This window comes from Micromonospora jinlongensis (assembly GCF_013410645.1).
Classification (GTDB): domain Bacteria; phylum Actinomycetota; class Actinomycetes; order Mycobacteriales; family Micromonosporaceae; genus Micromonospora; species Micromonospora zamorensis.
In genome coordinates, this window is record NZ_JACCHK010000001.1 from 1,411,463 (window position 1) to 1,423,705 (window position 12,243).

Here is a 12,243-nt window from a genome sequence, read left to right on the forward strand (position 1 = left end):
GACGCCGGTCAGGTCGACGCACACCATGCCCGCCCAAGCCGCTGGCGTCGAGCCCTTTCCTCAGCTGACGACCGCGTCGACCGGGCCGACGCGCAGGGTGCCGTCGTTGAGGGGCGTGCAGCGGATGCCACCGGTGGTGCGCAGCGCCTTCCACGCTCCCGGGCCGACGGTGACGTCCATCCAGGCGCAGGGCCGGGCCGCCCGGTTGACCCGCAGGCTGACCGGGCCGTTGCCGGAGTCCAGCACCAGCACCCTGCCGATCAGCTCGTCCACGGCGATCCCGGTGGTGAGGATGTTGCGCCGGACCTCCGCCAGGCCGATGCCGACCGGCAGCGACTCCTGGGCGATGACGGTGACGCTGGCGTCGCGGTGTGCCTGCTGGCCGAAGTACCGGTCGCCGACGATGCCGAGGCCGGCCCGGATCCGGACCGCGTCGACCAGCTCACCGGGCGGGGCCGGGGCCGGGCCGTCGGCGGGTCGGCCCAGGAAACGGTGCACGGGCGAGGCCAGCAACTCGACGATCTCCGGCATGGCAGGAAGTCTACGAAGCGGATCGGGTCGTCCGGGGCAGGTCGACGGATGACCCGGCGGGGACGGCGGCGAATGTGTCGCCGTCCCCGCCGCGGCACGGCTCAGGCCGGCGTGCCGGTCACGGTCAGGTTCCGTACCCGGCCGACGTTGTCGAACGAGCCGAAGCCCACCCGCCCCGAACCGAACGTGGTGTCCGTCGCGGTCATCAGCGGGTCTCGGTTTCCGTCGACGTAGACGGCGATCTCGCCGGTGGACGGCAGGTGCACCACCCGGACGCGGTGCCAGTTGGCGTCGGTGATCGCCGGGTTGGCGCCCCGGGAGCGGCCGTTCCACTGGTGGTCGATGCGCTCCCGGTCGGCGTTGTCGACCTTGAAGATGCCGTTGTGCGGATAGATGGTGTTGTCGGTGGAGAGGTGGGCGTAGTAGAACTCGGTGTCCGAGCGCCAACCGAAGACAATGATCACGTCGCGGTTGCTGACCTCCACCGGCGTGTCGAGCCGTACCCGGGCGTCGACCTGCACCGACGACCACGCCGGGCCGGCGGTCAGCACGGCGTACTCGAATGGCCGGCGCGGACCCGGCCGGCTCTCCCCGGCCTCGGCGAGGATGACCTGGTCGCGGGTGAACTGCCACTTCGCCGGGGTCACCGGTGCCCAGTTCGACGCCCCGGCGGTGCGGCGCACCGTGGTGTCGCCGACGTCGCCGCTGGCGAACTCCCTCGTGCCGGTCACCTTCCAGATCTTCCCGTTGGCCTTCGCGACGAGGTAGAGCTCACCGGCGGCGTCGGTGCCGAAGCGCAGGTCCACCCGGTTGGGGTCGCCGGGCGCGCCGGGTCCGGAGAGGTCCCGCATCCGGACCGGGCCGCCCGCCGCGTCGAAGAGCGCGAGTTGGTGGATCGGGGCCAGTCCGTGGCCACGGCGCATCTCGTTCGCCTCGGTGTAGAGCACCCGGCCGTCGACCAGGTCACCGAAGACGTACTTGCCGCGCAGCGCGGGCAGCGTGCGCCCCCGGTAGACGAACCCGCCGGCCACCGCGACACCGACGTCGTCGGTGCAGTTCCAGCCCGGGGCGGGGTCATGGTCGTACGCGGCAACGGGATACGTGTAGCCGTACCGGTCGTCGTCGGCGGGCAGTGGGAGCAGGCGGTCGCAGGGGCTCGTGGCGGCCTTGTCGAAGACGAAGGAGCCCTCGCGCTCACTCCAGCCGAAGTTGTCGCCGGCGCGGACCTCGTAGATCGCCTCGACGGCGTGCTCACCGATGTGTCCGAGGTACATCCGGCCGGTCGCCCGGTCCCAGCTGAACCGGTGCGGGTCACGGAAACCAACGGCGTAGATCTCTCCGAGCGCGCCGGTCTGGCCGACGAACGGGTTCCCCTGTGGGATGCCGTAGCGCCCGTTGGCGGAGTTGGTGCCCCGGGGGTCGATCCGCAACAGCTTGCCGTGCGGCAGCGCCAGATTCTGCGGGTCGATGTTGCGGGCGCCCTGGCCACCGTCGCCGACCGCAAGGTACAGCAGGCCGTAGTCGCGGTCGTGGCGCTTGGCCGTGGGGTTGAAGTTGATCTCCTGAATGCCGTGCACCTGGCCACCGAAGCCGATGCGCAGCACCTCGCGGTGCGAGCCGGCGAAGGTGGCGGCGGTTGGATCTGTCGCCGTCCACTCGGTGATGACACCGTGGAAGAGCGAGTTGGGTTGGGCGTAATCGGGTGTGGCGGTCGTCGTGGACGCCAACTCGGTGTGGATGGTGTAGAACCGGCCGTTGACGCCGAACTCCGGGTGGAAGGCGACGTAGCCGAAGCCCTGGCCCAGCCCACGACCGGAGAAGAACTGCGGCGCGAACGTCGCCGCCACGTCCAGGTAGACGTGCGGCACACCGCCCTCGACCAGGTAGAGGTTGCCGTTGAGGTCCGGCACCGCCCGCCGGCCGGAGCCGTCGGGCAGCTCCATCACCGTGTTGATCCGGGCGGTCCGCATGAGCCGCGCATCGGTCGGGGCGGGCGTGGGGTACGACTGCGGGAAGCTGGCGTACTCGCGCAGGACCAGCCCGATCCGGGACTGGACCGGCATCTCGGGAATCGGGTCGTCGACCGCGTCGGCGGCCCGCGCGGGCGCGGCGACCAGTGTGGACAGGATCAGCACGAGGGCGGTGAGGCCGGCCCTCACTGTGTGCCGGCGGACTGTGCCGGCGCGGCGGTGCAGGGTGCGCACGCGTGTCTCCTTCTCGGTGGGACGGTGCCGAGGGTGGTCAGCGGGCCAGGTGGTGGTACTGCCTCCGCACGTCGCTCGCGGAGACCACACTGTCGAGGAACATCAGGCCGTCCATGCGGCAGTCGCACGGGTTGCGCTCCAGGGTGTCCTGGGGGAAGCTCCCGCCGATCTTGATGCCGCGCGGGTCGGAGGCCGTGGTGAGGTGTGGGCCCGGCCCGGACACCAGCCACGGGTCGTCGGTGCGGGTGTAGAAGCCGTCCACCGGCTCGCCGTTGCGGTAGAGGGCGAGGCCGCCGGTGTCGAAGTCGAAGGTGGCGGCGAGGTGCACCCACTCCCCCACGGGCAACAGCTCGCGCCAGTCCTGGTTGGCGGCGAAGGTCTGCGAGTTGCCGCCGTCGAGTCGCCGCCCGAGCGCGACGAGGCGCAGTTCCCCGTCGACGTCGATCAGCTCCAGCAGGGCCCGCACGCCGTGGCCGTCGGAGTCGCCGGTCAGCACCCCGGCCAGCCCGATCGCGTTGTACCGGTCGGCGGGGTCGGCGGTGGCGGAGTTGGGCAGCGGGCTGTCCATGTTGAGCTTGAACCAGCCCATCACGGTGGTGCCCGCGGTGGCGCTGAAGGCGCGCAGCGTCCGCACCCCGCTGGCCGACCAGGTGCCGGCCTTCCAGTCGTCGTTGCCGGCGACGTCGGGGGCGACCTGCCGGGTCTGCACCGCGTTGCGACTGCCCCGGTAGGCGCGGTCCGGCACCCGCATGGCGGCACCGCCGTTGATCAGCTCGATCTCGGTTCCGGAGCGGCCCTGGTCGCGTTCCAACGCGGGATCTCCGGGCACCGGGTGGTCGAAGTCGTACGCGGCGACCAGGTGTGCGCGCAGCGCCGGGTGGACGTCGTGCGGGATGCTCCGGTCCGCCTGCGCGGGTGGCGCAGCGGCGCCGGTCAGTGCGCCGATCGCCAGGAGGGACACGGCGGCTTGGCGGGCCCTGGACATGGCTGTCACCTCGCTTCGCGGCATGCCGGTCACGTAAGCGCTTACGTAAGCGCTTACGTACCCTAGGCTCCGATGAATGGCGCTCGCAATAGATCGGGTGACATGGATGTTTCCGGAGGGTTGCGGATGCCCAGGACCAACCAGCGGCCGCGCCTCGTGGACGTCGCCGAACACGCCGCCGTCTCGCTGGCTACCGCATCCCGAGCCCTCGCCGGTCGCGAGGGAGTCAGCGCCGAGGTGGCCGACCGGATCCGGCAGATCGCGCGTGAGCTGGGCTACGTCGCCAACCCGTACGCTCGCACCCTGGCCGGCGGGGCCAGCTCAACGGTGGGGCTGATCGTCCACCAGGTCGACGACCCGTACTTCGCCGAGATCGCCGCCGGGGTCATCCAACTCGCCGCCGAGCAGGGGCTGCTGGTGCAGATCTGCCAGTCCGGCCGCGACCCCGGCTACGAGCTGCAACAGCTGCGCCACCTGATCGCCCAGCGGGTCGGCATCGTCCTGATCAGCGGTTCCGGTTACGACGACCCACGCATGGAGAGCGCGGCCCGCGCCGAACTGGCCGCGTTCCAGGACCACGGCGGACGGGCCGCCGCCATCGGTCGGCACGCGCTCGGCGTCGACGCCGTCCTACCGGACAACGAGGCCGGCGGCCACGCCCTCGCCCAGCACCTGATGGATCTCGGTCACCGGCGGATCGCGGTCGCCGCGGGCAGCGCCGGGCTCACCACGGTCGCGGACCGGCTGGCCGGGGTGTCGTCGGCCCTGCGGCAGCGCGGGCGGTCCCCCGCCGACCTCGTCGTCGTGCACAGCGACTTCACCCGCGGCGGTGGGCGCGCCGCCGCCGAGCAGATCCTCAACGAACATCCCGAGACGACGGCGATCATCGCGCTCAACGACGTGATGGCCATGGGCGTGCTGTCCACGCTGCGGTCCCGCCGCGTGCCGGTGCCCGCGCGGATGTCCGTGGTCGGCTTCGACGACGTCTCCGTGGCGGCCGACCTCGCGCCCAGCCTCACCACCATCCGCCTGCCGATGACCGAGATGGGCCGCACGGCGCTCACCCTCGCCCTGAAGCCCCGCTCGGCCCGCCCCCGCCGCCGTCCCACCGGGCACCTGCTGGTCGTCCGCGACTCGACCGGGCCCGCGCCGACGACCTGACCGCAATGCCACACCGCGACGGCCGGACTTCTGGCACGGTCGAGAAGTCCACCCCGTAACTGGGTCAGGAGAGGTCATGGCCGAGAACGCCGTACGACACCGGACGGTCGACGTCGACGGCATCGCGATCTTCTATCGGGAGGCCGGCCCCGCCGACGCGCCGGTGGTGCTACTGCCGCACGGTTACCCGTCGTCGTCGTTCCAGTTCCGCCACCTGCTGCCCGCGTTGTCCGACCGGTGGCGCGTGATCGCGCCCGACTACCCCGGCTTCGGCTACAGCGACCTGCCCGGCCCCGACCGGTTCGCGTACACCTTCGACGCTCACGCCGACCTGCTCCGACGCTTCGTCGACACGCTGGGGCTGACCCGCTACGTGATCTACCTTCAGGACTACGGCAGCCAGTTCGGGCTCCGCCTCGCGATGACCGCGCCGCAGCGGGTCGCCGGTCTCGTGATCCAGAACGGGGACATCTACCCCGACCAGCACGGGCCCAAGTACGAGCCGCTGAAGCGGTTCTGGCGCGACCCGACCGACGAGGGCCGGGAGCAGCTGGCCGCGGCGATCAGCGAGGAGGGCTTCCGGCGCGAGTTCCTGGGCGAGCTGCCGGACCGGCTGACCGACCGGGTGAGCCCCGACCTGTGGCGGCTCTCCGGTGCGCTGGTCACGGATCCGCGCCGGCGGGAGGCCTGGCTACGGCTCCTCACCGACCAGGGCACCACCGTCGCCTGGTTCCCCCGCCAGCAGGAGTACCTGCGGACTCACCGGCCGCCCACGCTGATCGTGTGGGGACCGCACGACGGGTACATGCCGGCGGGCGCGGCCCACGCCTACCGACGGGATCTGCCGGATGCCGAGCTCCACCTGCTCGACGGCGGGCACTGGCTGCTCGAAACGCACCTCGACGAGGTGGTCCGGCTGGTCCGCGACTTCCTCACCCGTCTCCAACCCTGAACGGGTGGTCGCGGGTCAGACGGCCAGGGCCGCCCGGACGTCCCGTTCCGCCGTGACACCACCGTCCCCCTGCGAGGTGACCCGGCCGGATTCCAGCACCTGGTAGCGGCTCGCCACCCGCAGCGCGAAGCCCAGATGCTGCTCCACGAGCAGCACGCTGAACCCGGACTGCCTGGTCAACTCGACGATCCGTTCCTGGATCTCCGCGACCACCGACGGCTGGATGCCCTCGGTCGGCTCGTCGAGCATCAGCAGCCTCGGCCGGGTGATCAGCGCACGGGCGATGGCCAGTTGCTGGCGCTGACCGCCGGACAGCAGTCCGGCCCGGCGTCGCAGCAGCGGGCGCAGCGCCGGAAAGAGGTCCAGCACCTCAGCGGTCGCCACCGCCCCGTCGCGTCGACCGTCGGCGACCAGCCGCAGGTTCTCCGCGGCGGTCAGGTGCGGGAAGCACTGCTGCCCCTGCGGGACGTACGCCATCCCCCGCGCCACCCGCTCGTGCGGCCCGAGGCGGGTGACGTTCTCGCCGTCCAGCTCGACGGTGCCGGCGCTCGGGCGCAGCAGGCCGGCCGCGACCCGCAGCACTGTGCTCTTGCCAGCGCCGTTGTGCCCGAGGACCGCGGCGACCCCGTCGGGCGGGACGGTGAGGTCGACCCCGTGCAGCACCTGGCTGCGCCCGTACCCGGCGTGCACCCCGCGCAGCGTCAGCATCATGCCTCCAGACCGGTGGGGGCCGACCCGGCGTCGACCGGGTGGCCAAGATAGACCTCCTGCACGCGCGGGTCCGCCTGGACCTGCGCCACGGTGCCCTCGCTGAGCACCCGGCCGGCGTGCAGCACGGTGACGCTGCGCGCGAACCGGCGCAGGAAGTCCATGTCGTGCTCGATCACCACGACGGTGCGGTCCCTGCTCACCGTCTCCAGCAGGGCCCCGGTGGCGTCGCGTTCCTCGTGGCTCATGCCGGCGACCGGCTCGTCGAGCAGCAGTAGCCGCGCGTCCTGCACCAGCAGCATCCCGATCTCCAGCCACTGCTTCTGCCCGTGCGCGAGCGTCCCGGCGAGGTGCTCGGCCCGTTCGGCCAGACCGATGGTCTCCAGCGCCGCGGCCACCTCGTCGGGGACGCCGCGACGGCGGCGGGCCAGGGTCGCCCAGCCACGCCGGGCGCCGGCCGCGATGTCGAGGTTCTGCAGCACCGACAGCTCCTCGAAGACGGAGGACGTCTGGAACGTACGCCCGATGCCCAGCCGGCTGATCCGGTGCACCGGACGGCCCAGCAGCTCGTCGGCGCCGAAGCGGACCGAGCCGGTGGCCCGGACCAGGCCGGTGATCGCGTCGACCAGCGTGGTCTTGCCGGCTCCGTTGGGCCCGATCAGGAACCGGATGTCACCGGCGGGCACCTCCAACGAGACGCCGTCGACGGCGGTGAAACCGTCGAAGCTGACCCGCACGTCACGGACGGACAAGCCGTTCAGCCGGTCGTCGCTCATGCCGCCGGCACCTCCGTCCCCCGCGCGCCGCGTCGTCGGGCCGGTGGCAACCACCCGCGCCGGGCCGGCGCCGTGCTGCCGTCGCGGCGACGTGCCAGCGCCCACAGCGACGCCAGGCCGCCGGGAAGGAACGCCACCACGACCACGAAGAGCAACCCCTGAAGGTACGTCCAGGTGCCCGGGAACCGCTCCGAGAGGGCGGTACGCGCCCAGGCCACCGCCACCGCGCCGAGCACCGGCCCGAGCACTGTGGCCCGACCACCCACCGCGACGCCGATGACGAACTCGATCGACGGGACGATACCGATCAGCGCGGGCGAGATGATGCCCACCGCGGGCACGAACAGCGCCCCGGCCAGGCCGGCCATCCCGGCCGCGACCACGTACGCGACCAGCTTGACCGAGGCCGGGTCATAGCCGAGGAAGCGGACCCGCTCCTCGCCGTCGCGGACCGCCACCAGCAGCTCGCCGTAGCGGCTGTGGATGAGTTGACGGGTCAGCGCGAGCAACGCCAGCAGTGTGCCGGCGATGATGAAGTAGACCATCCGCTGGTTGACCGGGTCGTCCAGGTCGTAGCCAAAGAAGCCCTTGATGTCGGTGAGCCCGTTGGTCCCGCCCGTGGTGCCCTGCTGGCCGATCAGCAGGATCACCATCGCGGCGGCGAGGGCCTGACTGAGGATGGCGAAGTACGCGCCGCGCACGCGGCGGCGGAACACCAGCGAGCCGAGCCCGAAGGCGACCGCCATCGGCAGCAGCACCGTCGCGGGCAGCGCTAACCACGGGCTGGCGAACGGCCTCCACCACAGCGGCAGTTCGTCGAGCTGCCCGTACAGCTGCATGAAGTCCGGCATCCCGGCCGGGCCCGCGTCGGCGAGCTTGAGGTGCATGGCCATCGCGTAGCCGCCGAGGCCGAAGAAGACGCCCTGGCCGAGGGTGAGCATGCCGCCCCGACCCCAGGCGATCCCGATGCCGACCGCGACCATGGCGACGCAGAGATACTTGGCGAGCAGGGACAGCCGGAAGTCCGACAAGACCAGCGGCGCGACGGCGAACAGCAGCGCCGCGCCGAACGCGAAGCCGGCCGCCGTCCGCAGTCGCGATCGGCTCGCGGGCCGCCTCGGCGGTACGGCGCTGACGGGTGCCGGGTCGACGGCGGTGTCGGGCGGCGCGGGGGTGACGGCGGTCATGCGAGGCTCCTGGTCCGCAGCGTGAACAGGCCCTGTGGCCGCCACTGGAGGAACGCGACGATCGCCACGAACACGATCACCTTGGCGACGCTGAGGGTGGTGAGGTATTCCCCGGTGGCCTGGAGCACGCCGAGGGCGAAGGCGACGATCACGCTGCCCTTGAGCTGGCCGATCCCGCCGACCACGACGACCAGGAAGGCGTCGATGATCAGATTGGTGCCCATGGTCGGACCGATCGGGCCCAGCAGGGTGAGCGCCACACCGGCGAGCCCGGCCAGGCCGGAGCCGACGAAGAAGGTGGTCCGGTCGACCCGGGAGGTGGCGATGCCGGACACCGCCGCGAGGTCGCGGTTCTGCACGACCGCGCGGATGCGACGCCCGAGCGGGGTGAGCCGCAGCGCCAGGGTGAGCGCCGCGACGGCGGCCAGCGCCAGGGCCAGGATGAACAGCCGGTTGTTGGCGATGGTCAGCCCACCGGGGAGCGCCACGTTGCCGGTCAGCAGCTCCGGCGCGCGGGTCTGCACGTTCGGGCTGCCGAAAACGTCGCGGGCCAGTTGTTGCAGCATCAGCGACACACCCCAGGTGACCAGCAGGGTGTCCAGTGGTCGGGCGTACAGCCGGCGGATGAGCAGCATCTCCAGCAGCGCGCCCATCGTGCCGGCGACCACGAACGCCACCGGTAGCGCGACAACCAGCGACCAGCCGGCCCCGGAGATGCTCTGCTGCAGGACGTAGGTGGTGTACGCCCCGGCCATGATGAACTCGCCGTGCGCCATGTTGATCACGTTCATCTGGCCGAAGGTCAGCGCGAGGCCGAGCGCGATGAGCAGCAGCACCGCGCCGATGCTGATGCCGGTGAAGAGTTGACCGAAGAGGACTGCCACGGTGGGTACTCCGAACTGCTGGTCGGGTGGCCCGGGCGGGGCGCGTCACCGCGCAGCCCGCCCGGGCCGGCGTCGTCAGCTCAGGCCGCTCGCCCACGGATAGGTCTTGAGGTACGGGTCCGGCTGCACCGGCTTGCCGGAGTTCCACACCTCCGTGATCAGACCGTCGGCGCCGATCTTGCCGATCCGGGCGGTCTTGGCGATGTGCTGGGTCTTCCCGTCCACCGTGACCAGGCCCTCCGGCGCGTCGAAGGTGATGCCGTCCGAGGCGGCTCGGACCTTCTCCACGTCGAAGGCGCCGGCCTTCTCGACCATGGCCTTCCAGAGGTACACGCCGACGTACGCGGCCTCCATCGGGTCGCTGGTCGGCTTGTCCGCGCCGAACTTCGCCTTGTACGCGGCCACGAACTTCGAGTTCGCCGCCCCCGGGGTGGTCTGGTAGTAGTTCCAGGCGGTCAGCTGACCCTCCAGGTACTGGGTGCCGATGCCCTTGACCTCCTCCTCGGCGATCGAGACGGACACCACCGGCATCGCAGCGGCGGTCAGGCCGGCCGACTTGTACTCCTTGAAGAAGGCCACGTTGCTGTCGCCGTTGAGCGTGTTGAAGACGGCGTCGGCGCCGGACGACTTGACCTTGTTGACGATGGTGCCGAACTCGGTGGATCCGAGTGGGGCGTAATCCTCACCGAGCACTGTCATCCCGTTCGCGGTGGCGTACGCCTTGATGATTTTGTTCGCGGTGCGGGGAAAGACGTAGTCACTGCCGACCAGATAGACCGACTTCGCACCCTGCGCCTTGAGGTAGTCGAGCCCGGGAACGATCTGCTGGTTGGTGGTCGCACCCGTGTAGAAGATGTAGGGCGACTGTTCGAGGCCCTCGTACTGCACCGGGTAGAACAGCAACGCCTTGTTCTTCTCGAACACCGGCTTGACCGCCTTGCGACTGGCCGACGTCCAGCAGCCGAAGACGGCGGCGACCCGGTCCTCGGAGATGAGCTTCTCGGCCTTTTCCGCGAAGGTCGGCCAGTCCGATGCGCCGTCCTCGCCAACCGGCTGGATCTTCCTGCCGAGGACGCCACCGGCCGCGTTGATCTCCTCGACGGCGAGCATGATGGAGTCGCGGACGGTGACCTCGCTGATCGCCATGGTGCCGGAGAGCGAGTTGAGCAGCCCCACCTTGACGGTGTCGCCGGAGACGTCGGCGGTGACGCCGGTCGCGCCGCCCTCGTCGGTGGTCTTGCTGCCGCACGCGGTCATCGCGGCCGCGGCGATCAGGGTCATGGCGCCCGCCAGGATGCGGCGGCCCCGGAATGGTGACATCTACTCTCCCTGCGGTGCACTAGGTGGCGAAAGGACGGTCGGTGCGGTCCGGTGGAGCTGACGTGGGCGATGCCGAGGTCGACGGGTGGACGCCGCTCGGGGCACCGGCTCGGACATGGGCACCGAAAGCGTCGACCGACATGATTGCGCTCATGTTTCCCGGCCCTTAATTGACTGTTTCCGCGCGGTCGATCCGATGCGCACGAAAAAACGGCCGGCACCGTTGGGGAGGAAACGGTGCCGGCCGTTCGGAAAGACGCAGAATTGGTGTCACCACAATGGTCGACGGACAATTCCGTCGATGGTGGGGACACAGTGGTGACATCTGACCCGAGGCCAGATACTTCACCCAGGAAGCATCTTAGGACGGGATCGGGTGGCGCTGTCAAGGGTCCAGGTGGGCGGGCCGGCGCGCCTGGTTTCAGAGCTGGGCGAGCACTGTGAAGTCGAGGCCGTCGGCCTCGGCCAGGTAGATGCGCTGGCGGACGTGCCGTTGGCGTAACCGCAACCGCCCGCGTGGCCCCTGGTAGGCCACCGTGTCAGCGGCCGTCTCGATGGCCCGCACGTCGAGGGTGCGGGCCTGGCCGATCAGCGCGGCGAGCAGCATCACGCCCTCGTAGCAGGACTCCCCCAGGCTGCCCAACGGTGGTGCCTCCACCCCGAAGCGACGGACGAACTCGCCGTGGAAGTCGAGGTTCTCCTGGGTGACCAGCCCGGCGAAGAAGCCCGCCGTGCTGTACAGCCGCCGGGTCGCACCGGCACCGCTGGCGAGCAGCATGTTCTCGTCCATCAGCGTGCTCAGCCGCAGGCACCGCTGATCCAGGCCGGATCGGGCGAACGCCCGGTTGAACCGCACCGCGTCCGCACCGACCAGCAGCATCAGCACACCGTCGGCGTCGCTGTGCTCGATGCGGCGCAGCACCTCGGTGAAGTCGTGCGTGTCCAACGGCAGGAAGTGCAGGCCCACCACCTGGCCACCGCCGCGCAACGCGTACCGCTGGGCCGCCCGCGCGGTACGGCGCGGCCACACGTAGTCGTTGCCGACCACAAACCAGCGACGCACCCCCTGCTCCCCCGCGAGCAGCCGCATCGCGGGCCACAGTTGGGCATCCGGCGTCTCGCTGGTCAGGAAGACCCCCTCGGTGCGTTCACCACCCTCGTAGAGTGCGGTGTAGACGTACGGCACCCGGTGCGCGACGCGGGGCGCCAGCGCCTGGCGCACCGACGAGATGTGCCACCCCGTCACCCCCTGCACCGCCCCCACCGACACCAACGCCTCGACCTCGGCGGCCACCTCGGCCGGCGGTGCGCCGCCGTCGACCGGCACCAGCCGCACCTCCCGGCCCAGCACACCACCACACCGGTTGATCTCCTCGACCGCGAGCTGCGCGCACAGCTCGCAGGTGGGGCCGAACATGCCGGCCGGCCCGCGCATCGGGTAGACCAACGCGATGCTGACCACGGCACGGTCGACGGTCAGCCACGGCGGTGCCGGCGCGGACATGAGCACATGATTGCCCGGCCCACGACCGAAG

At 71.0% G+C, this 12,243-nt stretch carries 11 protein-coding genes; 2 read left to right on the forward strand and 9 right to left on the reverse strand.

Features of this window, described 5'->3' with window-relative positions:
- Positions 1–60 precede the first annotated feature (60 nt).
- From HNR22_RS06000 to HNR22_RS06010, 3 genes are all read right to left on the reverse strand, one after another.
- Complete coding sequence (locus tag HNR22_RS06000) at positions 61–531, reverse strand: molybdenum cofactor biosysynthesis protein (protein WP_179779459.1); 471 nt, start codon at positions 529–531, stop codon at positions 61–63.
- A gap of 101 nt (positions 532–632) precedes the next feature.
- The gene (locus HNR22_RS06005; protein ID WP_179779460.1) at positions 633–2,735 is read right to left on the reverse strand and encodes a PQQ-dependent sugar dehydrogenase; all 2,103 of its coding nucleotides are present in this window, start codon (positions 2,733–2,735) and stop codon (positions 633–635) included.
- A gap of 37 nt (positions 2,736–2,772) precedes the next feature.
- Positions 2,773–3,720, reverse strand: coding sequence for a LamG-like jellyroll fold domain-containing protein (locus tag HNR22_RS06010; RefSeq protein WP_218906205.1), 948 nt, complete (start codon positions 3,718–3,720; stop codon positions 2,773–2,775).
- Positions 3,721–3,846: 126 nt separating this feature from the next.
- Here HNR22_RS06010 and HNR22_RS06015 point away from each other — a divergent pair, with 126 nt between their 5' ends.
- Both HNR22_RS06015 and HNR22_RS06020 read left to right on the forward strand, forming a co-directional pair.
- On the forward strand, positions 3,847–4,881 hold the full coding sequence (locus tag HNR22_RS06015; RefSeq protein ID WP_179779462.1) for a LacI family DNA-binding transcriptional regulator: 1,035 nt from the start codon (positions 3,847–3,849) through the stop codon (positions 4,879–4,881).
- Positions 4,882–4,957: 76 nt separating this feature from the next.
- Positions 4,958–5,833: an alpha/beta fold hydrolase gene (locus HNR22_RS06020; protein ID WP_179779463.1), complete on the forward strand. Its 876-nt coding sequence runs from the start codon at positions 4,958–4,960 to the stop codon at positions 5,831–5,833.
- 15 nt (positions 5,834–5,848) lie between these two features.
- Here the strand turns inward: HNR22_RS06020 and urtE are convergent, their stop codons facing one another.
- From urtE to HNR22_RS06050, 6 genes are all read right to left on the reverse strand, one after another.
- On the reverse strand, positions 5,849–6,541 hold the full coding sequence (urtE, locus tag HNR22_RS06025; protein WP_179779464.1) for an urea ABC transporter ATP-binding subunit UrtE: 693 nt from the start codon (positions 6,539–6,541) through the stop codon (positions 5,849–5,851).
- The gene (gene urtD, locus HNR22_RS06030) at positions 6,541–7,317 is read right to left on the reverse strand and encodes an urea ABC transporter ATP-binding protein UrtD (RefSeq protein WP_179779465.1); all 777 of its coding nucleotides are present in this window, start codon (positions 7,315–7,317) and stop codon (positions 6,541–6,543) included. The genes urtE and urtD overlap by 1 nt, the downstream gene beginning before the upstream one ends.
- Positions 7,314–8,504, reverse strand: a complete 1,191-nt coding sequence (gene urtC, locus HNR22_RS06035) for an urea ABC transporter permease subunit UrtC (RefSeq protein WP_179779466.1) — start codon at positions 8,502–8,504, stop codon at positions 7,314–7,316. Before urtC ends, urtD begins: the two co-directional genes overlap by 4 nt.
- Positions 8,501–9,388 carry an urea ABC transporter permease subunit UrtB gene (gene urtB / locus HNR22_RS06040; RefSeq protein WP_179779467.1) on the reverse strand — a complete coding sequence of 296 codons (888 nt, stop codon included), beginning with the start codon at positions 9,386–9,388 and terminating at the stop codon, positions 8,501–8,503. The genes urtC and urtB overlap by 4 nt, the downstream gene beginning before the upstream one ends.
- Positions 9,389–9,463: 75 nt before the next feature.
- Positions 9,464–10,708, reverse strand: a complete 1,245-nt coding sequence (gene urtA / locus HNR22_RS06045; RefSeq protein WP_179779468.1) for an urea ABC transporter substrate-binding protein — start codon at positions 10,706–10,708, stop codon at positions 9,464–9,466.
- A gap of 421 nt (positions 10,709–11,129) precedes the next feature.
- On the reverse strand, positions 11,130–12,212 hold the full coding sequence (locus HNR22_RS06050) for a substrate-binding domain-containing protein (RefSeq protein WP_179779469.1): 1,083 nt from the start codon (positions 12,210–12,212) through the stop codon (positions 11,130–11,132).
- Positions 12,213–12,243: the final 31 nt, after the last annotated feature.